At 61.3% G+C, this 24,578-nt stretch carries 22 protein-coding genes, 1 tRNA gene and 1 pseudogene; 15 read left to right on the plus strand and 9 right to left on the minus strand.

The window, feature by feature from the left end; all coding sequences use genetic code 11:
- Positions 1–2 precede the first annotated feature (2 nt).
- Positions 3–689: an endonuclease III gene (gene nth / locus E3374_RS01110; protein ID WP_136686862.1), complete on the minus strand. Its 687-nt coding sequence runs from the start codon at positions 687–689 to the stop codon at positions 3–5.
- A gap of 105 nt (positions 690–794) precedes the next feature.
- On the opposite strand from nth, the gene E3374_RS01115 reads away from it, so the two are divergent.
- Together E3374_RS01115 and E3374_RS01120 are read left to right on the plus strand one after the other, a co-directional pair.
- Positions 795–1,322, plus strand: a complete 528-nt coding sequence (locus E3374_RS01115) for a GNAT family N-acetyltransferase (RefSeq protein WP_136686864.1) — start codon at positions 795–797, stop codon at positions 1,320–1,322.
- A gap of 72 nt (positions 1,323–1,394) precedes the next feature.
- Positions 1,395–2,192, plus strand: a complete 798-nt coding sequence (locus E3374_RS01120; protein ID WP_136686866.1) for an RIO1 family regulatory kinase/ATPase domain-containing protein — start codon at positions 1,395–1,397, stop codon at positions 2,190–2,192.
- A 27-nt stretch (positions 2,193–2,219) separates the two neighbouring features.
- Here the strand turns inward: E3374_RS01120 and E3374_RS01125 are convergent, their stop codons facing one another.
- The 5 genes from E3374_RS01125 to E3374_RS01145 form a co-directional block, all read right to left on the minus strand.
- Positions 2,220–3,128, minus strand: a complete 909-nt coding sequence (locus E3374_RS01125) for a DMT family transporter (protein WP_136686868.1) — start codon at positions 3,126–3,128, stop codon at positions 2,220–2,222.
- 91 nt (positions 3,129–3,219) lie between these two features.
- Positions 3,220–3,699, minus strand: coding sequence for an SRPBCC family protein (locus E3374_RS01130; RefSeq protein WP_136686870.1), 480 nt, complete (start codon positions 3,697–3,699; stop codon positions 3,220–3,222).
- Between the two features lie 364 nt (positions 3,700–4,063).
- A complete protein-coding gene (locus tag E3374_RS01135; protein ID WP_136686872.1) occupies positions 4,064–4,462 on the minus strand; it encodes a hypothetical protein in 399 nt (132 codons plus the stop codon).
- A gap of 236 nt (positions 4,463–4,698) precedes the next feature.
- Entirely contained in the window at positions 4,699–7,734 is a 3,036-nt protein-coding gene (locus E3374_RS01140) for a VWA domain-containing protein (protein WP_169051744.1), read from the minus strand.
- A gap of 1,377 nt (positions 7,735–9,111) precedes the next feature.
- Positions 9,112–10,368, minus strand: a complete 1,257-nt coding sequence (locus E3374_RS01145; protein WP_136686876.1) for a Glu/Leu/Phe/Val family dehydrogenase — start codon at positions 10,366–10,368, stop codon at positions 9,112–9,114.
- A gap of 261 nt (positions 10,369–10,629) precedes the next feature.
- Between E3374_RS01145 and E3374_RS01150 the strand changes: the two genes are divergently transcribed.
- Together E3374_RS01150 and E3374_RS01155 are read left to right on the plus strand one after the other, a co-directional pair.
- Positions 10,630–11,127: a hypothetical protein gene (locus E3374_RS01150; RefSeq protein ID WP_136686877.1), complete on the plus strand. Its 498-nt coding sequence runs from the start codon at positions 10,630–10,632 to the stop codon at positions 11,125–11,127.
- Positions 11,128–11,328: 201 nt separating this feature from the next.
- Positions 11,329–11,604 (plus strand): DUF7111 family protein, encoded by a 276-nt coding sequence (locus E3374_RS01155; RefSeq protein WP_136686878.1) that lies wholly within the window; start codon positions 11,329–11,331, stop codon positions 11,602–11,604.
- A 33-nt stretch (positions 11,605–11,637) separates the two neighbouring features.
- On the opposite strand, the gene E3374_RS01160 is transcribed toward E3374_RS01155, so the two are convergent.
- Complete coding sequence (locus E3374_RS01160; RefSeq protein WP_136686880.1) at positions 11,638–12,594, minus strand: alpha/beta fold hydrolase; 957 nt, start codon at positions 12,592–12,594, stop codon at positions 11,638–11,640.
- A gap of 155 nt (positions 12,595–12,749) precedes the next feature.
- Here E3374_RS01160 and E3374_RS01165 point away from each other — a divergent pair, with 155 nt between their 5' ends.
- The 7 genes from E3374_RS01165 (at position 12,750) to E3374_RS01195 (ending at position 17,985) form a co-directional block, all read left to right on the plus strand.
- Positions 12,750–13,136, plus strand: a complete 387-nt coding sequence (locus E3374_RS01165; RefSeq protein WP_136686882.1) for a secondary thiamine-phosphate synthase enzyme YjbQ — start codon at positions 12,750–12,752, stop codon at positions 13,134–13,136.
- Between the two features lie 45 nt (positions 13,137–13,181).
- Positions 13,182–14,222, plus strand: coding sequence for a ferredoxin--NADP reductase (locus E3374_RS01170; RefSeq protein WP_136686885.1), 1,041 nt, complete (start codon positions 13,182–13,184; stop codon positions 14,220–14,222).
- A 76-nt stretch (positions 14,223–14,298) separates the two neighbouring features.
- Positions 14,299–15,147 carry an NOP5/NOP56 family protein gene (locus tag E3374_RS01175; protein ID WP_136686887.1) on the plus strand — a complete coding sequence of 283 codons (849 nt, stop codon included), beginning with the start codon at positions 14,299–14,301 and terminating at the stop codon, positions 15,145–15,147.
- On the plus strand, positions 15,144–15,770 hold the full coding sequence (locus E3374_RS01180) for a fibrillarin-like rRNA/tRNA 2'-O-methyltransferase (protein WP_136686889.1): 627 nt from the start codon (positions 15,144–15,146) through the stop codon (positions 15,768–15,770). The genes E3374_RS01175 and E3374_RS01180 overlap by 4 nt, the downstream gene beginning before the upstream one ends.
- A 49-nt stretch (positions 15,771–15,819) precedes the next feature.
- Positions 15,820–16,905, plus strand: a complete 1,086-nt coding sequence (locus E3374_RS01185) for a glutamate--cysteine ligase (RefSeq protein WP_136686891.1) — start codon at positions 15,820–15,822, stop codon at positions 16,903–16,905.
- Positions 16,906–16,952: 47 nt separating this feature from the next.
- Complete coding sequence (locus E3374_RS01190; protein ID WP_136686893.1) at positions 16,953–17,453, plus strand: winged helix-turn-helix transcriptional regulator; 501 nt, start codon at positions 16,953–16,955, stop codon at positions 17,451–17,453.
- A 43-nt stretch (positions 17,454–17,496) separates the two neighbouring features.
- Positions 17,497–17,985 carry a phosphopantetheine adenylyltransferase gene (locus E3374_RS01195; protein ID WP_136686895.1) on the plus strand — a complete coding sequence of 163 codons (489 nt, stop codon included), beginning with the start codon at positions 17,497–17,499 and terminating at the stop codon, positions 17,983–17,985.
- Here E3374_RS01195 and E3374_RS01200 read toward each other — a convergent pair whose 3' ends face one another.
- Positions 17,986–18,294 (minus strand): cyclin family protein, encoded by a 309-nt coding sequence (locus E3374_RS01200; protein ID WP_136686897.1) that lies wholly within the window; start codon positions 18,292–18,294, stop codon positions 17,986–17,988. It lies immediately after the preceding gene.
- A gap of 341 nt (positions 18,295–18,635) precedes the next feature.
- Here E3374_RS01200 and E3374_RS01205 point away from each other — a divergent pair.
- Positions 18,636–18,719 (plus strand) — tRNA-Leu (locus tag E3374_RS01205).
- Positions 18,720–19,164: 445 nt separating this feature from the next.
- Here E3374_RS01205 and E3374_RS01210 read toward each other — a convergent pair.
- Positions 19,165–20,415 (minus strand): MFS transporter, encoded by a 1,251-nt coding sequence (locus E3374_RS01210; RefSeq protein ID WP_136686899.1) that lies wholly within the window; start codon positions 20,413–20,415, stop codon positions 19,165–19,167.
- Between the two features lie 629 nt (positions 20,416–21,044).
- Between E3374_RS01210 and E3374_RS01215 the strand changes: the two genes are divergently transcribed.
- From E3374_RS01215 to E3374_RS01225, 3 genes and pseudogenes are all read left to right on the plus strand, one after another.
- Positions 21,045–22,583: an AAA family ATPase gene (locus E3374_RS01215; RefSeq protein ID WP_136686901.1), complete on the plus strand. Its 1,539-nt coding sequence runs from the start codon at positions 21,045–21,047 to the stop codon at positions 22,581–22,583.
- On the plus strand, positions 22,576–23,922 hold the full coding sequence (locus tag E3374_RS01220; protein ID WP_136686903.1) for a hypothetical protein: 1,347 nt from the start codon (positions 22,576–22,578) through the stop codon (positions 23,920–23,922). Before E3374_RS01215 ends, E3374_RS01220 begins: the two co-directional genes overlap by 8 nt.
- A 30-nt stretch (positions 23,923–23,952) precedes the next feature.
- Positions 23,953–24,285: pseudogene (locus tag E3374_RS01225) on the plus strand (restriction endonuclease); the annotation flags it as partial.
- Positions 24,286–24,578: the final 293 nt, after the last annotated feature.

The raw sequence follows: 24,578 nt of genomic DNA on the forward strand, positions 1-24,578 counted from the left end.
AATCACGTCCAGGGTTCGCCACTCGCCAGATCGACGTCTCCGTCGTCCCGCTCTGATGGACAGACGTCGGCGAGCACACACTCCTCACAGTCGGGATTCCGTGCCGTACAGACCGCCCGACCGTGGCTAATCATGAGGTGTGTGAACTCTTGCCATTCCGTTTCGGGAACGAGGCCTGTCAGATCTTCCTCGATGGCTTCGGGCCGTTCTTCCTCGGTAAGTCCCAGACGACGAGTGAGTCGTTGGACGTGTGTATCAACGACGATCCCCTCGACGACATCGTGGCCGTGCTGAAGGACGACGTTCGCCGTCTTCCTGCCGACACCCGGGAGGTCGGTCAGCGCGTCCATCGTGTCCGGGACCTCGCTGTCGTGTCCGTCGACGAGTTGCTCGCCGATCCCCTTGAGGTAGCCGGCCTTGTTGTTGTGGAAGGTGATGCCGTAGATATCCTCGGCGAGTTGCTCCTCGTCGGCCTCGGCGTAGTCTCCGGCGGACTCGTAGGTCTCGAAGAGATCGGGCGTCGTCTCATTGACGCGCTCGTCGGTGCATTGGGCCGAGAGGACAACGGCCACCAATAGTTCGAGCCGGTTCGAGTACGAAAGCGAGATCGTCGCGTCAGGATACTCGTCGTGGAGCCGCTCGATGACAGTCTCGGCCTGGTCCTCGCGGGAGGAACGTGGCGTGCCCATACGTCAACTCGGGACGCCCGACCCTTTTGACGTGTCGGGTCCGGTTCGCCCTGCCGGCACGTTGACCCGAAAGATATGTATAACCACGGGTCAGGACCGCTATCTATGCCCGGACCGACGTTCTTGCGGGGCGAAAACGTCACCTTGCGACCGATCGAGGAGGAGGATGCGGAATTCCTCGCCGAGGCGATCAACCATCCGGAAGTCTGGCCGACGCTCGCGGCCGTCGATCCCCTCTCGACCGACGACGAACGCGAGTGGATCGAAAACCTCACCGATGACGACGACATCCATTTACTGATCTGCGCTGACGGCGATCCCGTCGGAACGATCGGCCTCAACAGAGTCAACGACGTCTGGGGGATCGCCGAGTTAGGATACTACGTCCATCCGGACGCCCAGCGCAACGGATACGCGACCGACGCCGCGCGCCGGATCGTCCGGTACGGCTTCGAGGATCGCCGACTTGAGAAAGTCTACGCGAACGTCTATCCGGACAACCACGGGTCCAGGGGCGTCCTCGAGTCCGTCGGGTTCGAACGTGAGGGTGTCTTCCGTGAGCACGCGTTCGTCCGCGGCGAGCGCATCGACGTCCATCGTTACGGGCTGCTCGCGAGCGAGTTCGACCACTGAGACGAGAGGGTATCCCGATCGCGTACGGACTCGACAGTAAGCCTCAAACGTCGACCGACCCCTTATCTATCCATGACACTCCGCCGGCTCCTGCGCGGACAGATCGCCTGGCCGCGTCTGGAAGCCATCGTCCGTGAAGTTCTCACGCGCTACGACGAGCCGGTGGGCCGCGTCGAGTTCCTCGAAGCCGACAACTGGCTGTCGACGCCGATGGTGGTCAACGACCGGTACTTCGTGAAAGCTATCTCCGAACAGCACTCGCTGCTGCACGCAATCCTGACGACCGGTCGCAACGTCGGCGCGTTCACCAGCGGGACCGAAGGCTTTTTCGAGCACTTCGGGACGCCTCTGGAGATGGCCGAACACGAACTCGAGGCCACCCGTCGGATGGCCGAGGTCGGGTTGAACGTCCCTGAACCCAGGGAGGCCTTCGAGGTCGACGGACTGGGCGTGCTCGTCCTCGAGTACGTCCCCGCCTTCCGGTCGTTCGACGAACTCGACGCCCGGGAGGTTCGAGACCTCGCGCCCGACCTCTTCGACGCGCTCGACCGGATGCACGCGGCCGAACTCGCCCACGGCGACCTCCGCAGCGAGAACGTGCTCGTCTCGAACGGCGATCTGTACTTCATCGACGCGACGAGCATCCGCGACGGGATCGCCGAGGCGCGGGCCTACGACGTCGCCTGTGCGCTGGGTGTGCTTGCGCCGCTGATCGGCCCGCGCGAGACCGTCTCTCTCGCCACTGAGCGGCTCGGCGCAGACGCTTTGCTGGAAGCCCGTACGTTCCTCGACTTCGTCACGATCCGCCCGGATCACGACTTCGACGCCGCAGCGGTCAAAGGCGAGATCGAGAAACGTGCCGCCGACTGAGTCGGCGTGTGTTTCCGTCGACTTCCCCTACCCACCTCGCCGTCGCGCCCGCCCAGTCAGTACGATGCCTCCCAGGACGACGACACCGCCGACGACCGTCGGGAGCCCCGGAACCTCGCCGAGCAAGGCAAGCGCCAGCAGCGTCGAACCGACCGGTTCGCCGAGCAACGACGCGCTGACGACGCTCGATTCGAGGTGGGCCAACGCCCAGTTGATGACCGTGTGCCCGAAGACGCCCGGGCCGACTGCCATGCCGAGGAAGAGCAACCACTCCCGGGACGGATACCCCGCGAGCGGCGCACCTTCGAGGCCGACGAACGCGAGTAGCGTGATCGAGGCGACCGCATAGACGACCATCACGTACGGAACCAACGGCAGTCGCTGGCGGATCGACCGCCCGGCGAGGACGTACCCGGCCATAGCGAGTGCACCTACCAGCGCGAGCGCGTTCCCGTAGGTCGGGTCCGGCCCGAGCACGTCCGCACCGAGCAGATCCGCCGCCGACATGAGAACCATGCCGGTCACGGCGACGACAATCCCGGCTACGGTCCGGGGACCGACCCGCTCGTCGAGGAGAAGCGGTGCGCCAGCGGCCACGAACAACGGCTGGGCCTGGACGAGCGTCACGGAGGCGGCCACGCTCGTCCAGGCGAGGCTCTCGAACCAGGCGGCGAAGTGGACCGCCAGGGCCATCCCGGCCAGTGCTCCGCCGGCGAGATCGCGCCATCCGAGTCGTCCGAATCCGTTACGCCCTCGCCAGATCGCCACGGGGGCGAGCAACAGCGTCGTGAACAGCACGCGATAGAACGCGGCGACGATCGACGGTGCGGCACTCCAGCGAACCAGGATCGCACTGGTCGAGACAGCGAGGACGGCGATCGCCAATCCCGTCGTCGGCGGGACGGACCCGGCGAGACGATCGAGCGAACGCGACACGGCGGTGGATCGTCACGCGTTCGCTTAGCTGTTGGGGCTTGCGTCGGAGCAGTGCCATCCACAGGTTCGGCCGCTCGAGTGGCCGGCCCGCCTACTCCAGTCGCGCTTTCGTCTGTCGATGGCGATACCGGAACATCGGCTCGAATCCGACAACTGCGAGCGGACTCGCGAGTCGACCGACGGTGCCGCCAGCGAGGGCGTACTCGACGTGATCTGTCACCCGTGTACCACCCGGGACGGCCTCGAAGCGGTGGGTATGTCGCCAGCGGGCGAAAGGGCCGCCGGTCATCTCGTCGACGAAGTACCCGTCGTCGGCCGATCGTTCGCGTTCGACGATGCGTGTCGTCGCTCGCTGGCGCGGCCCGATCCCGAACGGACGCAGTGACACCGTCGCTTTCGTGCCTGCAACCATCTCTTCGAGGTCAGTCTCGCCGTCCGGGCCACGGACTGCTTCGACGCGGAGGTTCGTCCATCCCGGCGTCAGCGCTTCCAGCCCGTCGATCGTCGCGTGAAACTCCCAGACGTCTTCGAAGGGTGCACGAACGACGACCGACCGCTCGTAGGTAGCCATACTACGAGTACGACGTGGATCGGCAAAACATCACGCCCCACCAGAATTTGTGTCTGAGCACCACCACTGCAATTCAATTCAGCTTCGTAAAGCCGTCTTACGACGTAGCGGTGTCTGGAGCGATCGAACACGGAGACTGCGCCACTCGAACGCTTTCGCTCGTTCGCTTTGGGAGCACTCACTGCAATATTACTTTCTTTCGTGATACTGCAATTCGCGTCCCAAACCTGCCGTCCGGATTATTCTCCGGCGTCTGGTCCTTTTTGCCTCGATATATCGATCTCCGCCATCATATATTTCCTGATTGCATTGTATCTCTCGCTGAGACGGTATTCGGTGCTAGAAAGTGCATCCCTCTCGGGTGCTATTCGAGAGCCCACTCACCTTGTGCGTCCAGTTGATTGAGGTATTCGGGAAGGCGTTCGCGCTTGTATTCGAGCCAGTCAGTTGTGGATGGTCCCATCGGCTGCTGTTCGAGTGCTTCATCCGAAACATCGTGGCCGAGTCCCTGACGGACGTTCCGGAAGAAACCCGTGAGTCGCATATGTTCCTGTTCACCGGTCGAGATTTGGTAGTCACCGGCTGATTTATATATCTCGTGGGCCCGGTCATACGCTTCTTCGCCGTTCTCTCGCTGTGCGATCGTCCGAAGATCCCCGATAAATTCGGGCCACGCACCCCGCCGGAATGCTCCGAACGACTGGGGGCCAAACTCCTGGCGCTCGATGTACTCGAAGTAGTCTTCAGCGAGCAAGATGCCCATATCGCATCGGTTCTGTGTCCGGAAATCGTCATCCGCGATTCGATAGCAGAGAGCAGCCGAACCGAACATACTGACTGCCCCCGGTGTCTGGTCTGGTTCCGGAAAGATGTGTTCTGTTACTGTCCCGGCGTGTTCGTGCGCTGCTGCAGTATACAGATTACCGGCTTGGAGTAGATCTCCGGAATCGCGACTTGCACGCGCTTGCTCGCTTAAGTCTCGCGCTCTCTCTTTCATACTCAACAATCTATGTTTTCATCGGGCTTCTGTCCGTTTTCTTCATCCCTGATATCGTCAATTGCGTCTTTCATTGAATCGTACAAGCTTCCACCGTCATTAAGCTGTGTGATCAATTCATATAGACTATCATGTTTACCGTGCTTTCCAGTCACAATCACTCCAAACCCGTCATCGAACTTTTTAATGAAATATCGTTTGTTGGGGTAATCGAGAATCCTACTCGGATTTTTGATTATATTGTCGATCTTATCGATATCGTTGATCGGCTTTTCGTCTCGAATCGTATGTTCTGGATTGCCTTCTTCTCCTCGGTCATTCTCCGTTTCGACGGTGTAACCATCCGTGTTACATGTATTTTCCTCAGATTCGACCTCAACAGCACGATCAATCTCTTCGGCGGCGACCGCGACGCCGCCGATAATCGTCAGAATTGCTTTGTCTTTGTCGGACAGCGGATCGCCGATGACGTGCTTGTTGGAGCCGTATTCGACGACCGTCCCGGTTTCGATGACATGCTGGATGTCCGCCTGGGAAAGGCTCGTGATTTCATCGATGTACTCCCAGCCAAAACCACGAGTGTACTCGCGCCCGTGAGAGACTTCAGTTGCGTAGACCGTCCCCGTCGTGAGTGCAACCTCTAGACCCGTGGGTGTCTCCCAGGATCCAACAGTTTTCGTCGACGGCACGGAAATCTCAAATTTCTTTGATTGGTGATGTCCGTGGACTGAATCAGCGGAAAGTTCCATTGCTCCACCGACGACGGTGGCACCTACAGTCACCCCTGCGACGGCGGCCCATCCCGGCGGCCCACCGAACGATCCAACAGTTGACGATGGGACGGCGACCGTCGCACCAGCAGCCAGGCCCGCTTTGACGACACCATCGCCGTTTTCTCTATCGTGGAGAATGGTGACATCATTTCCAAGCTCATCGGTCACCATGATTTTGAGACGGTCTGGTCGTGCCTCGGTGAAACGACGCTCGTCTCGATAGTCGAAGCGAACTTCGTACCACTCACCCGATGATGAGATAACTGTTCCAGTCGCGTCTTGCCACTGCCCGCCAATGAGTGGATTCAATGGGTTGATGTGTTTGTGAACAGTGATATCTTCGATGTCTTCAGCCCCGTCGGTTCCACTTGCACGCACTCTAAACTGATCCTGATAAATGAGGTACGATCGCGCAGTTGTATACTCTACTTCCGGGAGAGCATTCTCCTCGAACGGATTCGGATCAACTTGATCGTTGAGGTTATCGTTGTCTGTGTCATCATTTTGGGGATCAGTGTCCCACACGCGAAGTTCTTCATAATCGTCGAGACCATCATCGTCCGAGTCTTCGAGCTTCGGATTGGATCGCAATTCGAAATACGAGGCGACGTGGCTATGTTCTATGCCATTGACGACGAAGTCGATCGGATATTCGCGATATTCAGCCGCTTCTTCACCGTCTGTGAGGGAGTCGTCGTCGGTATGTTTGCTGTGCGGATCAGTCTGGAGATACCGGAGATGACTGCCAATGTGACCAATCGGCAGCCCGTTTTCTTCGAGGACGTCCGGCAGTCCATCGCCGTCGCTGTCTTGTGATCCACCATCGTTTACAACTTTAAAAATAATTCCCGATAAATCTGAACTGTTCTCGAGGCGGTGATACGTTCCATTAGTATTCTTCGCAATAGCAATGAGTTCGCTTTCGTCTGGTTCGCCAACCCCGATAGTGTGTATCGTAATTCCTCGCTCTCTAGCTGTAAGTATCGGAGATATATCATAGTCCCATCCATTCCCCTGCGAGAACAGGACTGCGACTTGCTTCCGGGAGCTGCTGCTCGCAGATTCAAAATGTGAAATTGCTTTATGTATCCCTCCGCTTATGTCTGTACTCTCTTCCGGTTCGAGATGCCCGATCGTACGGTTAACTTCCTCAAAGTCTGTCGTCAGTGGTTGGACGATGTCTGCACTACCACCAGTTTTAATAACTCCGGCTCGATCGCCGTCACCGAGCGCGCCGCCGAGCTCCTTGGCCGCTTGATAGCGGAGCTCCTGGGGATCGTTAGAACCCATCCAGTACGAAGTGTCGATGATGAATTGGACGTCCATTGGCTGGGATGATTCGTCCCCACTCAACCCGTTCGACGGGTTCTCGGCCGTGACATCGGCCACCCAGTTCGAGATCGAGAACACGGCGAACGTCGAGAAGTGCTCAGTTTCGGCCGTCACTGTGTTGTTCTCGGCGTCGATCGTCGAGTTGATCGGGACGTAGAGTTGTTTCTCTCGGTCGTACGTGACGACCACCAGATCCGACTCGTTGCTCGTAGCGGGCAGCGAGTCGTCGTACTCGATCGTGACGTTTGCTGACTCGAACTCGCGCGTCGATTCGATCTCGACGATCTCCGAGACGCTCATGTTCTGTACTCGCTCACCCTCGGAGAAGCGTTCGGTCTCCTCGCCGATGGACACACCACCGGCCACGTTCCCCTGACCAGTCAATTCGACGTCCACACCAAGACTCTCGTTGCCCGTCGTGGTCGTGTATGTCTCGTTGCCATCCTCGATGCCATCACCGTCTGTGTCGTTGTCCAGCGGATCAGTAAAGAACGGGTCGGTCAGTTCGACACCGTCGTCCAGTCCGTCGTTGTCAGTGTCTGCGCTCCACGGATCGGTGTCGTTGGCCAGTTCCTGGGGATCAGTCAGCCCGTCAGCGTCGATATCCGCATACTGTGGCGATGTTTCAGCGTCATATTCCTCAGCGTTGCTCAGATCGTCACTATCGAGGTCTTCTGCGCCATCGGTTGTGCCGTCGTCATCGGTGTCAGCATCGAGTGGATCCGTCCCGATTACGAAGTCTTCAAAGCCATCGGGCAGGTCGTCATCGTCAGTGTCAGCATCGATTGGATCAGTCCCCAGTTCACGTTCTCGGATCGTCAAAAGGTGATCGCCATCGAAATCTTCGTGGCCATCGATCGTGCCGTTGTTGGCCTCGTTGCTGTCCGTCGACGGCGCGTCACTATCGGGGTCGAGCGGGTCCGTACCCGTCACGTCCGCTTCGTACGTATCGGGCAGACCGTCACCGTCCAGGCGGAGGACGACCGTGCTTACCTGGCTCTGCCCGGATGATCCGCCACCGTTGCCGTTGTTCCCCTTCTGTTTGCCTTTCGCCTTGCCGTTTTTCGACTGTTGGCCGTCCTCGCCAGCGACAGCAATCTCGATCGTATTCACACGCTCGGTGAGATTGATCGTTTTCGCGAAGGTAGCGTTGGTATAGCCGCTACGAAGCGGGAGGTCGACTGTGCGATCGTCGTTGATCGTCGCGGTGGCGTTCACCGCCTCAAGCCCGGTCGGATCAGTGACGTTGCCGACAAGCGTGTACTGAACTGTCTCGCTTCCATTGTGGATCGGATCTGTCTGTCGCGTCAGCCTCACCTTCGGGCTGACCTCGCGATCGATTAGCCGCAAGGCAGTCTGTGCCTGATTGAGTGCCACGCCATACGTCCGAACTGCCCGCGCTGTCGTGCGAATAGACTGCGTCCCCGACTTGTCGGCAGCACGATCGCGAATCCGCTCGGCCCGGGCGAGTTGGCGCCGGGCATTCTCGATGTGGGCCTTGGCGCTATGATAGGTGCCTGGGCCAAGACTCTCTTCATTGTCGTCGAAAACATACTCGGCGTCGCGGATCACCTGTCGAGCAGAGCGGTTGTCCGCTCGCGCAACCAATTCGACAATCTGCTCGAGTCGCTCCGCCTGGTCAGTCCCGTCGAAGGCAGTCAACGCTCGCAGTCCCACGGCATCATCGATAAACGCGTGCTGGTCGTTGACCCGTGTCGAACCCTCGTAATACGTAAATGTCCCGTTGACCCGCGAGTGAGCGCGGTCTTTCGCCGAATCTAACTGGTTCGATTTTGCTGAGAGATTCTTGATGCGTTCGATCGCCTGGGCCTTCAACACGGCTGGCGGTCCATCGATAGGTTCTTCAAGCGACTTCTCTCCATCCGATGGTGCGTTCCCTGCCTGCTTTGTGACCGTATCGGTACCGACAACCCCCGCGGGCAGTACCGAGACGACAATTAAAATCGATGCGACGAGTGCGAACAGCTTCCGGCCCCCTCCACTTGCGGACATATTTTCCGAAATACGCACCCAATTAATATGAGCTTCTATCTGAATTTCATTACTATAATTATCATATCTGGAAAATTATGTCTGAGATTACAATCAGATTAGATTACCACTTTTGGCTTGATGACGCGTGTTTTGATGTCGATCCGTTCGAGCGTGATGCGAAAGAAACGGCATACGAGCGGTGATCCCATCGCTCAGAGACCTAGGACGGGAGAGTGCGCGTTCGCCGTAGTAGCCACGACAAAGATCCGAACAGAAAAACGCGAAGCCCGTTAAACCGGCCGAACGAATAGCGATTCAGGGCCAGGTGCCGCCTTCCTCGCTGGCTGCGAGGACGCGCCGGAGCGCGACGACGTAGGCGGCGACCCGAAGCGTTTCGAGATCCTCGTCCTCGTAAGCCGTCACGAGGTCGTCGAACGCACTGACGATGACGTCCTCCAGCTTCTCGTTGACGCGTTCCTCGCTCCAGTACTCGCGGGTGCGGTTCTGAACCCACTCGAAATAGGAGACGGTGACGCCGCCGGCGTTGGCGAGGATGTCCGGGACGACCAGGACGTCCTCGTCGGCGAGCACGTCGTCTGCTTTCGGGGTCAACGGTCCGTTCGCGGCCTCGACGATCACGTCCGCCGAAACCTCTGTCGCGAGGTCCTCGTCGATCGCGTTCTCCAGGGCTGCCGGGACGAGGATGTCCACGTCGAGGGTCAGCAGTTCCTCGTTAGTGAGTTCCTCGTCGGCGCCGCCGTAACCGACGACGCTCCCGGTCTCACGCTTGTGGTCCTTGACGGCACGCGGGTCGAACTCGCCGTCAGTTCGGATCGCGCCCGAGGAGTCCGAGACAGCGACGACCGACGCGCCCAGATCCTCGAGGAGGTCTGCAGTGATCCATCCGGCGTTGCCATAGCCCTGCACGGCGACGGTCGCCTCGCTGATGTCCCGGCCGAGGTACTCGAAGGCCTCCCGGGCGACCAGCATCGAGGAGCGCCCTGTCGCTTCGACGCGACCCTCGCTGCCGTCGCTGGTGAGGGATTTACCAGTGACGACGCCGGGTTCGGTCGTGTTCTCTAAGGTCTCGTAGGTGTCTTTGATCCAGTTCATCTCCCGCTGGCCGGTGTTGACGTCCGGCGCGGGGACATCCCGATCCTCGCCGATCAGCGGCCGGAGTTCTGTCGCGAAGGCCCGCGTGATGCGTTCGAGTTCGCTCTCGGAGTACTCGCTGGGATCGATGACGATCCCGCCCTTGCCGCCGCCCAGCGGGATGTCGACCGTCGCGCACTTATACACCATCCAGCCCGACAGCGCCTTGACCTCGTCGCGGTTGACGCCGGGGTGATACCGGATGCCGCCCTTGTAGGGGCCGCGCGCGTCGCTGAACTGCGACCGGTAGGCCCGGAACGTCTCGTAGGTTCCGTCGTCCATCTCGACGGTGAGGTTCATCTCCAGGACGCGCTGGGGCTGTTTCAACCCCTCCAGAACGTCATCGCCCGCGTCGAGATACGCCGACGCGTCGTCGATCTGCTCTTGTAAGCTCTCGAATGGATTGACCGAATTAGACATACGTCCAGTCTCGGAGAGGGGGAAGTTAAGCGCGTCGTTACACTCTTGGACATACCTGGATCCTCACCCAGTCATTATTGCCGGTAAATACTACCCAACACCCGGACCAAAACGCCCGCTACTTGCCGAATTTCGACTCGAAGTCCATATCGGTGAGGATCGATGCACGATACAACAGGGCTGCGGAGTCGTCAAGTCGTGACGACGCCATCGGGAGAACGTTCCACAATAGCTATCCGGACGTGGGGGTGAACCCAAAATATGGATTCTGCGAACGGCGGCCGGGACGGGGTCCGGAAAGGAACCAGGGCCGGGGCGGTCGCCTGGTTGCTTGGCGTCGGCGTCGCTCTCGTGCTGTGGTGGCTGTTCGCGTCGGGCGGCGGCGGGCCGGTCCGCTTTCTCGCGTCGGCGATCGTCTTCTATTACGCGTTCCATCTCTGGCCGGTAATCCCCGTTATCGCGGCCGGGGATGCCGTCCTTGCGTTGTTCGCCCCCATCTCGATGCTGTTGTTGTGCTGGGCCGGGTTCCGTACCGCAGTCGGTGCGGAGACGTCCTCCGGCGCCGACGGGTTCCGCCTGGGCGCGACCGTCGTCACCGGGTACCTCCCGTTGTCGCTGCTTTCGCTGCCGGCCTTTGCCCTCGTCGTCGGGACCTCACCGCTCGCGGACCCGCTCGTGACCGTCGCCATCGTCGGGATCACGGGCGTGGTGTTCCCAGTCGTCTTCGGCGGCCTCGGCGGCTGGCTGGCCGGCCGATGAGACAGGTCCAGCGATCGACGGGTACTCGGCGCGAGGACAACCCCCTCGCTTCACCTGCAATTCGGGAGACATCGAAGCGGTGACGTCCGAATCATCTCCTGGCGAAGCCTACCAACGTGCAGCTATTGCCAACTCAATAGTGCTCCCACCACGTCCGTAGCGACCGACAACTACGACAGGGTCGCGCCGTAACGCCCTCCCATGACCGAGCAGACCCGTACCGACGAGGGGATCACGGCCCGGTACTACGAGACAGACGACGAACGCATGCTGGCCTTCGAACGCGACGGATCGAGTGCGGCGATCGCACAGAACCGGGATGGATATGCCATGTTGAAGGTCCGGTCGTCGCCGGACGGTGACGAACTCGAACGGTACTACGGGTTCGACATGGCGCTGGATCACGCCGCCGAACTGCTCGGTGTCGATTCCGCCACACTGCCGGTTCCCGAGAGCGCAGAAGACATGGGGATGTGAGTAGGTTCGGATCGCTCCCGATAACGACCCGGATCAGTCACTCTCGAGGGTCGTCACGTCCCCTTCTTCGAACTCCCCGATCACGACGTCGACGAACGCCGCGGGATGTTCGACGTGCGGGAGAAGCTTCGCGTCGTCGAAGACGACCAGGCGGGCGTCGGCCGCCTCCGCCAGCTGTCGCCCGGTCGAGACCGGCGTGGTGTCGGCCTCCCGACCCCAGATCAGCGTCACCGGAACGTCCAGATCGGCAAGCGTCCTTTCGAGGTCATCGTCCGGGTCGAGGAATCCGCCGAGGAACGACGCGGGCGCGTAGCGGGCGCCGGGCTGATGGGCGCTCGTCCACTCGTATTCGAGAGTTTCGTCGGTCAGATTCCCGATGTCGGCATACCCGTGATCGCGGTGGAAGTGTTGCAGACCGGATTCGCTGACGATCAGATTGAACAGTCCGGACCCGACCACCGGCGACCGGAGGAGTGCCCGGAGCCACGCGCGGGGCGGATCGCCCATCGTCTCGTCGGTCGGACAGAGCAACACCAGCGATTCGACGTCAGTCTCCCCGGCGGCGCCCGCCACGTAGGCCCCCGACAATGAGGAGGCGACGACGGTGGGTTCCTCGACGAGATCGGTGATCGCGTCCGCGATGAGCGTTTCGTAGAGCGACGCCGAGTACAGGAGCGGCGGCCGATCGGAGCGGCCGAACCCGGGGAGGTCGGGGGCGACGACGTGGTAGTCCGCCGAGAGGGCCTCGAAAACCTCGGCGAACTCCCGGCCAGAGGACGCCGCAGAGATCCCGTGGACCAGAAGCAGGTCGGGATCGTCGGGATCGCCGGCCTCGGTGTAGGCCACGTCGAATCCACGCCAGCGGTAGACGTCGTCGCTCCCACGCAATGCCGGTTCGAGATCGCCGGCCCGATGGGCGAGCAGGCGGTTCCCCAGGGCCGTCGCGCCGATCGCGCCCAGGGTGACGCTGGCTACGGTACGGAGCTTCATACCCGGATCGACGAGTGTCAGCGGTTTATAGGTACTGCCACGGCGGTTGCGCTCGACGATCAGCGTGAGTCCGCTACACGGAAGGGGCCCCTGGGATGGCAATTCTTCTCGTCTGGGTACCAATTCTTTTGGCCGTCGTGGCCGATGTGACGCGTATGGGTACCGAACTGTCCGTAAGCACCGACGAGCGACTCTCGGTCCTGGACGTGACCGATCGGGTCGCCGAGGCCCTGCCGACCGACGCCGACGGGACGGCGACGGTGTTCGTCCCGCACACCACGGCAGCAGTCACTGTCAACGAGGGTGAGTCACGGCTACTCGGCGACATCGAGACGGGGCTGTCCGAGCTGGTCGCCGACGAGGGATGGGCCCACGACAGGATCGACGACAACGCCGACGCGCACTTGCGATCGACGCTCGTCGGGCCGAGCGTGACCGTTCCGGTCAGCGACGGCGAGTTGGCGATGGGGACCTGGCAGTCGATCCTCTTCGTGGAGTGTGACGGCCCCCGGACGCGGTCACTGGAAGTACACGTGGACTGAGCGGTCGACCCCGTCCTTTTCCCCCGCCAGTTCGGACGTCTCGACATGGAAACCCAGGTCCGGAAGTACGCGTCCCAGCACGACGCGATCGCCGACCTCCCACTGATCACGGAATCCGCTCGCGTCACGCGGGTCACGAAAATGGACCAGGACCGGCGACCGGCGGTCACGGACGCGATCCGTCGCTGGCTCGCCGATCACGGTCTCACGGGGCGATACGGCCCCGTCGACGGTCCCGACGACTGGGCGAACCTGCGATCGCGACTCGTCGCTGACGGCCATCCTGCGGTCGCCAGACGGATCTCGACGCTGGCCGAGCGCTACGACCGCCCGAAGCCGATGCTGGCCCGCGTGCGACTGGAGACCGAACGGGACGTGGACTTCGTCGCCGGGCAGTACGTCGGCCTCCGCTACGACGGGACATCACGGGCGTACTCACTCGCAGGATCGCCTACCCGCGACGACATGGAGATCTGCGTGCGGCGCGTGCCGGGTGGCCGCCTGTCGCCGCGGATCTGTGACGATCTCGCCGTCGACGACGAGGTGACGGTCCGCGGCCCGTACGGTGACCTGGTGCTGCAGGACACCTCGCCGCGGGATATGGTCTTTCTCGCGACGGGGACCGGCGTCGCCCCGTTCAAGAGCATGATCGATTACGTCTTCGAGACTGGCCGCGACGAGTGCGACGGCGAAAAACGCGACGTGTGGCTGTTCCTCGGCGCGGCGTGGGCCGACGACCTGCCCTACCGAAACGAGTTCCGGCGGGTGGCCCGCGAGCGGGAGAACTTCCACTTCGTACCGTGTCTCAGCCGCGAGCCGTACCTGAGCGATTGGGACGGAGAAACCGACTATGTCCAGCACGCACTGCTCAAATACGTTGATGCGTCGGCCGTCTCGACGCCGATGGGTACGCTGTTGGACGATCGTCTCCGGGGCGACCCCGAGACGGACGAGTCAGCCGCGATCGATCCCGCGAACGTCGACGTCTACGCCTGCGGTATCAACGCGATGGTCTACAGTCTCGTTGCCGCAGTCGAACGACTCGGCGTCCCGCCGGCCCGGATCGAGTCCGAAGGGTTTGGATGACCTTCACAGATTGACGGGCGTAGCAGGCGCCGGAGTATCGAGAACGCATTTAGGAGGGGAGGATCTATCGGGAGGCATGACAGACGGCACCCCCGGGAATACGGGGTGGTTCGAAGGCGTCGAACCGGGTGACGTGGCGGCGGCCGCGGCAGCGATCCGTGAGGGGTCCGCCGAACGGCCCCGTAACTGGCCCGCCGAGGCGGTCGAGACCGGATTCGCCGACGACGAGTCCGCCTACTACGAGACACTCAAGGAGGCAACGATCGAAGCCGCCGACGCAGGAGTCACCGAACGCGAGCAGGCGGACGATCAGCAGTTGATCCACGCCGTGCGGTCGATGGACGATTGCGAGCGGACGGCGAACGAACTCGCCGAGCGCGTCGCCGAGTGGGCCGGAACTCGCTTTTCCGAGGCCGGGACCGGCATCGAGTACGCTCGTGAACTCGCGACGCGCGAACCGGCTGATACCACCGAGAGACCGCTGATCGGACTCGCCCGTCGCGTCGCCGATCTGGCCGACGAAGCCGCGGTGCTGCGCCGACACGTCGAGTCGACAGCGCCCGACATCGCGCCGAACCTTTCTGCACTCGCCGGCCCGGTGCTGGCGGCGCGGCTAATCTCGCTGGCCGGTGGCCTCGAATCGCTGGCGAAGAAACCAAGCGGGACGGTCCAGGTGCTCGGCGCGGAGGATGCGCTGTTCGCCCACCTCCAGGGGTCGGCCCCCTCGCCCAAACACGGCGTCATCTACACCCACGAGTACGTCAGCGGGACCGACCCGGACGAACGCGGCTCGGCAGCTCGGGCACTGGCCGGGAAACTCACGATCGCGGCCCGGATCGACCACTACAGCGGGGATCGACGCCCGGAACTCGACGCCGAACTCGACGAACGCATCGCGACCATCCGCTCGCGAGGTGAGCAATGAGCCTGCCCGACGGTGTCCAGCGGCGATCCTTCGACGGCGAGGTGGCGCTGGCGACGCGCGGACCGCCAGTCTATGGGGAACCGGTCGTCGACGGCTGGCGACGGTGGGATCCCGAGCGTTCGAAGCTCGGCGCGATGCTAGAGAAGGGCGTCGAAACGGGGCTGACGGGCGACGAGACGGTGCTGTACCTCGGCGCGGCCAGCGGGACGACGGTCAGTCACGTCGCGGACTTCGCGGGGCCGACCTACGCCGTGGAGTTCGCCGCCCGGCCGACCCGGGACCTGCTGGACGTGGCCCGCGAGCGCGAGCGGTTGTTCCCCCTGTTGAAGGACGCTCGCGCCCCCGAAACCTACGCCCACGTCGTCGAGCCGGTCGATGTGATCGTTCAGGACGTCGCGACTCGCGGACAGGCGGCCGTCGCGCTGGACAACCGGCGGTTCCTGAACGACGACGGTCGGTTGCTCATGGCGATCAAAGCCCGGAGCGAGGACGTGACGCGTTCGCCGGAGGCCGTCTTCGATGACGTCCTCGATTCGCTGGAGACCGGCTACGAGATCCGCAACCGGGAACGCCTGGAGCCGTATCACGACGACCATCTGGCGCTGTGTGCGGAGCCACGCTGAGTTCCGTCGAACAGAACCCTTTAGCCCGCCCCAATCCAACGGCGCGGCGATGGCGAGGGTCCCGGAGGAGCACTTCGACACGCTGGGAACGCTGGGTATCGAGGAGGAGCACTTCATCGTGAACGAGCACGGCCGCCCGGTCTCGGGCACCGACACGCTCGTCTACGGCACGGAACCCCCGGCGATCCTCGAAGACCGTCTGGATCACGAACTCTTCAAGTTCGTCGTCGAGACCCAGACGCCGACGATCACCGACCCTGGGGATGCCGCGGAGACACTCGCGGCCGTCAGGGGCGCACTGCTCGATCATGCCCACGAGCACGGCTTCGACATCGCGTCGGCTGGGCTTCATCCGGCGGCCAGGTGGCGGGAACTCGAACACGCGGAGAAGCCCCGCTATCAGTCTCAGCTCGATCGGATCCAGTATCCACAGCACCGGAACACGACCGCCGGGCTGCACGTCCACGTCGGTGTCGATGACGCCGAAACGGCCGTCTGGGTGGCAAACGAGATCCGGTGGCATCTGCCCGTCCTGCTCGCGCTGTCGGCCAACTCCCCGTTCTGGAACGGCTTCGACACCGGCCTGCAGTCCGCCCGGGCGAAGATATTCGAAGGGCTTCCCAACACGGGTATGCCGACCGCATTCGACTCCTTCGCTGACTTCCGGCACTACGAGCGACGCATGATCGAGACCGGCTCGGTCGACGACCGTGGGGAACTCTGGTTCGACGTCCGTCCACACACCGGATACGGCACGCTGGAGGTGCGGATCCCGGACGCCCAGGCGGAGATCGATCGCGTCCTCGCGCTAGTGGAATACATCCGAAAACTCGTTCTCGATCTGGTCGTTCGCCACGAGGACGGCGAATCCGGGACCGACCTCCGGCGCGAACTGCTGGAGGAGAACAAGTGGCGTGCCATACGGTACGGCCGGGAGGCATCGTTCGTCACCCGGGACGGCGACGGGACGGTCGACCTCGGGACCGTCGTCGAACGCGACGCCGATCGACTCGGACTCGAACGGATCGAGGATTTCTACGGTTCCGAGAGCGGGGCTGAACGACAGCGGCGGCTGAAACGTGAGGAGGGAATCGACGCGGTCTGTGAATCGGTGCTCGTTTCGGACCCCCGGTAGCCGAGGGTTTTTCAATCGGGGCGTCCTTCCGTCCTCGTAGAAACAACATGAAGGGGGACGAAGACGGCCTGGACGGACCGGACGACACTGGCGAGGACGTTCGCGATCGTCTCCAGGAGCGGGCCGACCGAGCGGTCGCGGAATTCGACGAACGGCTGATCGACCTGCTGGCCTGGATTCTGGACACGGAGACGCGGGCACGGATCTACATTTACCTGCGGGCCGAGCCCGATAGCACGAGCGAGGAGATCGCCGACGGGACGGGGTTGTATCCCAGCACCGTCAGGGAGGCACTGGCGGAGTTACACGACGAGGAGATCGTCACGCGGGCCAAACGCGAGCACGACGGGGCCGGGAACAATCCCTACGAGTACAGTGCGATCGCCCCCAGCGAGCTGGTCGGCGAGGTCGTCGGTGATGTCCAGGACCAGTTGAACACGGTCGTCAATCTGGACGCCCACCTCACCGAGAGCGAGGAGGCGACTGAAGAGCCGATCACGATCTCCGTCGAGGACGCCGCCGAGACGGGGGCAGAGACCGGCCGGTGAGCGTTCCGAAGGCACTAAACCGCACGCCGTCGAGGGATGGGACATGAAAGTCGCGCTGGGCGGGACGTTCGATCCGATCCATGACGGCCACCGCGCACTTTTCGAGCGGGCGTTCGAACTCGGCGACGTGACGGTCGGATTGACGAACGACGAACTGGCACCCTCGACCCGACAGGAAGGACGGTTCGTCCGCCCTTACGAGGAACGATTGGCCGATCTGAGGGACGAACTGGCGTCGTTCGCGGACGAATACGATCGCGAGTTCGAGATCCGGGAACTCGAGGAGCCGACGGGCATCGCCACCGAGGAACAGTTCGACGTGCTCGTCGTCTCTCCCGAGACCGAAACCGGTGGCAAACACGTCAACGAGATCCGCGAAGATCAAGGTCGTGAACCCCTAGATATCGAGGTCGTCGAGCACGTCACGGCCGAGGACGGCGATCCGATCTCCTCGACGCGGGTCGTCGCCGGCGAGATCGACGAACACGGCAACCTGACGCCCGAACGCGACGGTCGCGATCCCGTGGCGTGATCACCACTCCGGTGCGTCGAAACCCGTTTCTTCTAAGAGGTCCTTCCATCGTTGCTGGACGGTGAGTCGCGAGACGTCTGTGGCCTCGGCGACCGCGGACTGGGACCGTCGATCGCCGGCGACCAGCGCACCGACGTAGACGCTCGCTGCAAGAACGGCGCGTTTCGACCGGTCATCGTCGGGAACGTTCGAGAGAAAGACGTCCGTGGCCCGCGAATGCGCCCGTTCGGAGAGGTCGAGAGCATCGCAGACGCGGTCGATAGTCTCGACGTACTCCTCGTTTGCGACCTGATCGCGAGCACGGTACATGATCCCCACTGTGTGGCGTCAGAACATAATCCCATCGGGAAGTGATCCTACCCTGCAGTCAATCGAGCTGTACGGATGACTCGGTTCCGTTCACTCTGTAAGAACTGTTCGAGGAGTAAGATTTTTGCGTGTGAATGACAAACATACACATGATATGGTCAGTGATCGATCGACGTGCCCGGATTGCGGAGGGACCGGTCGGCGAGGTGACGACGTTTGTCGGACGTGTGGGGGCATGGGACAGGAACCGGAGATGGCACCGAACGAGAAACCGCTCTATATTTCCTGAGGGCGGGATGAAGCGATAGCTTCTTGATGCCCTACCGGATAGCGCCGGATGCGCGCGGGTAGCCAAGCCAGGAAAAGGCGTAGCGCTTAGGACGCTATCCCGTAGGGGTCCGCCGGTTCAAATCCGGTCCCGCGCATGAGCGAACGAAGTGAGCGAAGAGCAGGAGCGGATTTGTGGTAGACCGAGGTTCTGCGCCAAAGGCGCAGGTTCTCGGGCGTGGTTCAAATCCGGTCCCGCGCATTTTGCGGCGAACAATCCGTGAGCCGCAAATGCAGAATGCGGATTTGAAGTAGAGAAGTCGCGCGCAGCGAAGCGAGCACGTCTTCGCGTGGTTCAAATCCGGTCCCGCGCACTGAGGAGCGAAGCGACGAGGGAGCAGAAGCGGATTTGAACCCTACGAGGAACGCGCAGCGAACGTAGTGAGAGAGCATTTCTCGGTCCGGTTCAAATCCGGTCCCGCGCATTTTGCGGCGAACAATTCGAGAGTGAGGAGCGCGCCATGAAGATCCGGACCCGACGGAGAGGGTCCACAGCGAGTCCGACGGGAATCGTGGCGGATGTCATCGGCTCGACGGCGTCGCTTACGAGTCGCTGCCGATCAGTACGAGAGCCAGCGCGAGGGCGCCGACGGCGAATCCTGCCAGGACGAGGAACGCAATCTCGGTCGGCCAGTGGGTCAGCACTGTGCCGATGATCGACGCCCCGAAAGCGCCGACGCCGAAGATTGCCAGGTAGGTGTATCCAAACGAGAGGCCGCGCCTGTCGGGCGGGGAGTACTTCGCGATCGTGGCCTGGGTGAACGGCTGGATGCCGAAGAGCACGAACCCGAGCGTGGCACTGACTGCCAGCAGCGTCCAGACGTTCCCCGAGGCGGGGACGAAAACCACCCCGATGATCGAAAGCGCCGCGACGCCCACCGCGAGACCGCGCTCCGGCTGGACGACGTCAGTGAGCCGTCCGGCGAGGTACTGACCGACGACGCCGACTGTCAGCAGGCCGGTGAACAGGTACCGCGAGAGTTCGAACTCCCGAGTCGCCGGTCCAGCCGACAGGAGAGGGAATTCGCCGTCACTGGCAACGAACGGCGCCAGAAACTCGCTCAGTAGTTCGGGCAGGAACGTCAGGACGCCACGGTAGTACAGGCCGTTGAACATGACGATCCCCAGCACGACGACGAACCCGAGCGTGAACACGCCGCGCGAGGCAGCGACGAACTCTCCGATCGAGTCGATCTCGGTCGTCGGCACCTCGCCGCCGTCCGTTGCCGTGTCGACCGCGGCGTGTTCGTCGAAGTCGACGCGCAGGCCGACCAGCCCGGCGAGGACGCCGGGGAGGGCAAGCACGACGACAGCGGTGCGCCAGTCGACCACGACGAGCAAGAGAGCGGTCAGGAAGGGGCCGGCGGCGATGCCGGCGTTGCCGGCCATACCGTGGTAAGCGAAGGCCAGGCCCCGGCGCTGGACGCCGTTGCTGATGAGTGATAATCCTGCCGGGTGGTAGACGCTGGCAGCGACGCCCCAGGTGGCCAGCGCCAGCACGATTCCGAGGACCCCTGGGGCCAGCGCCAGGAGACCGAACGACAGGCCCATCCCGACCAGACAGGCGGCGATAAGCTCCCGGGAGCCAAACCTGTCGACGAGCACGCCGCCCGGGAGCGCACCGACACCGAACAGTCCGTACCCCACGGCCACCGCGAGGCCGAGGATGGCAGGCGTCACGGTGAACTCGACCAGCCAGACGGTCACCAGGATCGGGACGGCCAGCTCGTACGTGTGGACCATGCCGTGGCCGAGCATCGCGTACCCGGTGATCGCCCGATCATTCGCGTTCATGACCGATCTGGCGTCGTGTCGATGGGTATATTCGGTGGTCCGTACATCGACGCCACCTACAAGCGGGTGGTTCAATGCTGTTTCCGTTTGGATGGGCCGGGCGATACGATCCCACGAGTTCAAGATGTGACGTGGTTCTGGCTCCGAGTCCGGCTCGAACACGGATCTGCGAACCCGACCCGTTCGATCTGCCGTCGAGGCTTGCTTGACCTCTCTCGTCGATCCGTTCGGAATCCAAACCACCTGGATGTTTCTCCCGAGAGATAGATATCGAGACTGTGGTCAAACACGGGGAGACTCAAATCGGGAATTGCCTAGAACGGTGATCGGATATCAATCAAAAATCCATTCTCCTCGTTGATACGCCTCGTCTTTCGAATCGACTCGATCCATCGGAATCCATCCGGCTTTCCATTCGTGGCCACATTGCTCCTCTCTTCCACAGACGCAGAGGACTTTCCAGCCGGTCGCTTCTTCCTTCAACCCGTACCAAACGGACTTCCTTCGACACCGGCGACAGAGCGCATCGTCGTGTTTACGGAACCGCATCGAACAGTCGTGGTCCCGTCTTCCGGGATAAACGATCGGACCCGCACTTATTTCATATCCCGCCGAGATACCCCGACAGCATGACCTACGACGGGCCAGATATTTTCCGTGCCCCGATCGGCAATACTGCCGCACAGGAGAACTTCCAGAACACGGTGATCACCGGTGTCGACCGAACGACGATAGCGGACTACTCCGAGAACATTCCCGATACTGATCCGGTTCGAGTCTGGGGGACGAAAGAATCGGTCGAAGGAACGTGGTCCGACATCTCTCCGGGTGACTTCCTCATCTTCTACCGCGATGGGACGTACGAATACGCGGCCGAAGTCATCGAAACGGAAGAGAACGAAGCGCTGGGGAGGAATATCTGGCCGAATTTCGAGGATGATAGCCCCTGGCTGTGTATTATCTATCTTCGAGAACCCGTCGAACTCGGAATCGATTCCTCGCTCGTCCATGACCTCGCTGGTTACGACATCGATTATCCTATGGGGTTCGCCCCGCTCAACGACATGGGAGTCGGTGGGATCAGAGGAAAATTCGGCTCAGTGGAATCCTTCGTGTATGGTGACTCAAAGACCTCGTCTGTCGATGTCATTCGAGAACCCGAAGCGTCGGTGCCCACCAAAGCGCTCGACGGGCTTCATTTCCCGGACAACCACGGAACTGGAAAAGAGGCCCTCGTGGAGAAGATCAACGACGCGTTCAACGCCGGGAAACACATCATTTTCACCGGACCACCGGGGACCGGGAAGACCGAGATCGCTCGACGAGTCAGCGATTATATTGTTTCGTCTCACAACGACGTCTTCACCGGGTTCGAGATGACAACAGCGACGGCGGATTGGTCGACGTTCGAAACGGTCGGCGGCTATATGCCCGGTGAGGGGACTGGTGACGATCTGGAGTTTCAGGCCGGACAGGTCTTAGGCTGTTTCAAGGAGCGTGGACAACAACGCAACGACTTGCTGATCATCGACGAGATCAACCGCTCGGACATCGACAAGTCCTTCGGCCAGTTGTTCACACTCCTGTCCGGACAGGGTATCGAACTCCCGTTCACTCGTGACGACGAGGAAATCACGGTCCGACCAGCCACTGGATCAGACGAGTCTCTTGAACCGCACGAATACGTCGTGCCCTCGTCGTGGCGGATTTTCGCGACGATGAACAGCTACGATAAAGCCTCGCTGTACGAGATGTCCTACGCCTTCATGCGTCGATTCGCATTCATCTACATCGACGCCCCCGAAATTCCTGACGAGAAGGAGGCCCAAGGACGTCTCGTCGAAGAGTATGCGAACGTCTGGAACATCGATGCGGACGACACGCTTCTCCAGGATGTCGGCGAGATCTGGCACGTTCTGAACGCGGGGGTAGACGAACGGCGGATCGGTCCCGCTCTCGTTCGAGACATCCTCGCCCACGCTTCCGATTCGAAGCAGCACAGAAAAGATGTGCTGACTGAGGCTGTGATGAGTTACGTCTTCCCGCAACTCGAAGGCGTGCGTCGTCGTGAACAGATCGTCGATAGCTTGGCCTCTCTCGATCAATTGCACGAGGGCCGGTTACGGTCGGTCGGCGGGGACCTCCTCCAGATACGTTTCGATGAATAGGGACGAACTACTCAATCAGTTGAGTCAGGACATCCTGGCGTACGTGATGCACGGGACGTTCCCCGAGCAACATATCGTGCAGGAGATCGTGCCATCGGAACTCAATGAGCGGTTTCACGACTACGAGATGCTTGTTCGATTGCATTTCGTTCTCCGATCGGATGTCGTGGATTTCGTTGCGGATCTTCCGACACGTCTCCGTCGCGTGAAAACGCAGACAGAAAACGTCGCAAGAGTCAATCGAGGATCGATCGACGGGAAGATCAACTGGTCGGCGACGTACCGCCAGCGGTACAGCCGAAATCCGCGAGACGGATCGGTTTTCGTCTGCGAAAATCGCACTGAGAACTACGACATCGACGAGAATCTCGTCCTGAAGCGGTTATTGGCCATCATCCACGAAACACTTGAGGAGTGTGATCAGTATCTCGAACGTGAGTACGAGTGGATCAACGATCGATGGAAGGGCGAGTCCGATCTTGTCGAAACATTGCGAGAGGCCCTTCAGCGCAACGTCCACCTCACCCGTATTCGGTGTCCAGAAGCGTACGAACCGACCGATCGGATGCTCCAGCGTGCCGAAGACTCCCGACAAGAGGTGTATAGGGAAGCCGCAAGACTACTTACACGATATCGGCAAACGCTGGCTGGTGAAGCCGACGCGATTACGGAACTACTCGATTCGACAGCAATTGCGCCTGATGACGATGAGACGCTATTCGAGCTGTTCGTCCTGTTTCGCTATATCAGCGTCATCGAAGGACTGACTGACGACCGCTTCGAGCTGCAGACGATCGAAACTGGTTCACAACAGGTAGCTCGTCTCGAAGCGGACGACCAGTCGATCGTCGTCTACCACGATAGCGCTGCCCGCGCACAGGATCTTGAGTTCGTCTCCGATATCTGGGATGAGGATCCACATTCGTTGTCCCGTACCGAGCGTATTCAGTACGAGACCGGGCGAATTAGTGACGAATACTTTCTCGACAACGAGTCACGTCGTCACACTGGGAGACCGGACGTCATCGTCCTTGAGATCGAGTCGGGCGGGACGAGAGACTATCTCATAACAGAGGTCAAATATTCCAAGCGTCAGGAAACGGTCGAACAGGGGATCAAGGAGACACTGGGGTACCTAGCCTTCCTTCGGGATGACGGTGAATTGGTACACGACGATACACGGATATTTGGAGACGGATGGAACGGTGTGTTGGTAACCAGAGATATTGATTCTGAAGCGACTGCCACGATCGAGAAACAGCGTCTCATCAAAATACTCCAGGCGTCGGAGCTTGAGTCGCAACTTCCGAAGATCGTCACTAGATTGCTCGATGATTGAACCGAGGCTCACCCGGATACGGATTGATAACCGGCGTTGCGGATTTCGGACCTCACCGAAGCGGAGGCGGACCTGATCGAGCACTTCGTGCCCGTCGCCGTCGAGGAGGCCGGTGGATTCGCGGACTTCCGCGAGACCGCCACGAAGACGAACTCGCTGGTCGATCGCCTGCCAAAGCTGACGCTGCCCGCCGTCGCGGAGGTGCGTGAGGGACTGGAAAGCTACGTCGAAACGAAGGCACGCGCCGAGGAACTGGATGCGAAGATCGAGCGCACCGACGAGTTGATCGACGAAATTGTCTACGAACTCTATGGATTGACCGACGAAGAGATCGAGATCGTGGAAGAGGCGGTCGGGGAGTAGCATCCGCCGAGTACCGAAGGCACGAGGCGGTTCGCCGGACCCGACCGAAGGGAGGGTCCGGATCTTTTGGTCCAGATTTTCGAGGAGTGGTTCGCGAGCGAAGCGAGCGAACCCGACGAAGAAAAAGGTGGTTGTGTACGAGTTGTACGGGTTGACCGACGAAGAAATCGAGATCGTGGAAGAGGCAATGGCAGAGTAGCATCCGCCGAGCGTAGCGAGGCGGTTCACCGCGAGTGAGGGCGCGACCCGACAGGGCGCGCCCGAGCGAGCGGGTATTTTTGGTCCAGCTTTTT

The sequence above is a fragment of the Halorhabdus amylolytica genome (assembly GCF_004944975.1).
In the GTDB taxonomy this organism is placed as follows: Archaea; Halobacteriota; Halobacteria; order Halobacteriales; family Haloarculaceae; genus Halorhabdus; species Halorhabdus amylolytica.

What these genes read in the sequence shown, in the direction of transcription:
- E3374_RS01135 (WP_136686872.1), bottom strand. Translation starts at nt 4,462, where the DNA reads ATGGGCATCTTGCTCGCTGAAGACTACTTCGAGTACATCGAGCGCCAG.
- E3374_RS01150 (WP_136686877.1), top strand. Translation starts at nt 10,630, where the DNA reads ATGGATTCTGCGAACGGCGGCCGGGACGGGGTCCGGAAAGGAACCAGG.
- E3374_RS01215 (WP_136686901.1), top strand. Translation starts at nt 21,045, where the DNA reads ATGACCTACGACGGGCCAGATATTTTCCGTGCCCCGATCGGCAATACT.
- E3374_RS01200 (WP_136686897.1), bottom strand. Translation starts at nt 18,294, where the DNA reads ATGTACCGTGCTCGCGATCAGGTCGCAAACGAGGAGTACGTCGAGACT.
- E3374_RS01165 (WP_136686882.1), top strand. Translation starts at nt 12,750, where the DNA reads ATGGGTACCGAACTGTCCGTAAGCACCGACGAGCGACTCTCGGTCCTG.
- E3374_RS01145 (WP_136686876.1), bottom strand. Translation starts at nt 10,368, where the DNA reads ATGTCTAATTCGGTCAATCCATTCGAGAGCTTACAAGAGCAGATCGAC.
- E3374_RS01180 (WP_136686889.1), top strand. Translation starts at nt 15,144, where the DNA reads ATGAGCCTGCCCGACGGTGTCCAGCGGCGATCCTTCGACGGCGAGGTG.
- E3374_RS01115 (WP_136686864.1), top strand. Translation starts at nt 795, where the DNA reads ATGCCCGGACCGACGTTCTTGCGGGGCGAAAACGTCACCTTGCGACCG.
- E3374_RS01175 (WP_136686887.1), top strand. Translation starts at nt 14,299, where the DNA reads ATGACAGACGGCACCCCCGGGAATACGGGGTGGTTCGAAGGCGTCGAA.
- E3374_RS01155 (WP_136686878.1), top strand. Translation starts at nt 11,329, where the DNA reads ATGACCGAGCAGACCCGTACCGACGAGGGGATCACGGCCCGGTACTAC.
- nth (WP_136686862.1), bottom strand. Translation starts at nt 689, where the DNA reads ATGGGCACGCCACGTTCCTCCCGCGAGGACCAGGCCGAGACTGTCATC.
- E3374_RS01130 (WP_136686870.1), bottom strand. Translation starts at nt 3,699, where the DNA reads ATGGCTACCTACGAGCGGTCGGTCGTCGTTCGTGCACCCTTCGAAGAC.
- E3374_RS01170 (WP_136686885.1), top strand. Translation starts at nt 13,182, where the DNA reads ATGGAAACCCAGGTCCGGAAGTACGCGTCCCAGCACGACGCGATCGCC.
- E3374_RS01220 (WP_136686903.1), top strand. Translation starts at nt 22,576, where the DNA reads ATGAATAGGGACGAACTACTCAATCAGTTGAGTCAGGACATCCTGGCG.
- E3374_RS01160 (WP_136686880.1), bottom strand. Translation starts at nt 12,594, where the DNA reads ATGAAGCTCCGTACCGTAGCCAGCGTCACCCTGGGCGCGATCGGCGCG.
- E3374_RS01185 (WP_136686891.1), top strand. Translation starts at nt 15,820, where the DNA reads ATGGCGAGGGTCCCGGAGGAGCACTTCGACACGCTGGGAACGCTGGGT.
- E3374_RS01120 (WP_136686866.1), top strand. Translation starts at nt 1,395, where the DNA reads ATGACACTCCGCCGGCTCCTGCGCGGACAGATCGCCTGGCCGCGTCTG.
- E3374_RS01210 (WP_136686899.1), bottom strand. Translation starts at nt 20,415, where the DNA reads ATGAACGCGAATGATCGGGCGATCACCGGGTACGCGATGCTCGGCCAC.
- E3374_RS01195 (WP_136686895.1), top strand. Translation starts at nt 17,497, where the DNA reads ATGAAAGTCGCGCTGGGCGGGACGTTCGATCCGATCCATGACGGCCAC.
- E3374_RS01190 (WP_136686893.1), top strand. Translation starts at nt 16,953, where the DNA reads ATGAAGGGGGACGAAGACGGCCTGGACGGACCGGACGACACTGGCGAG.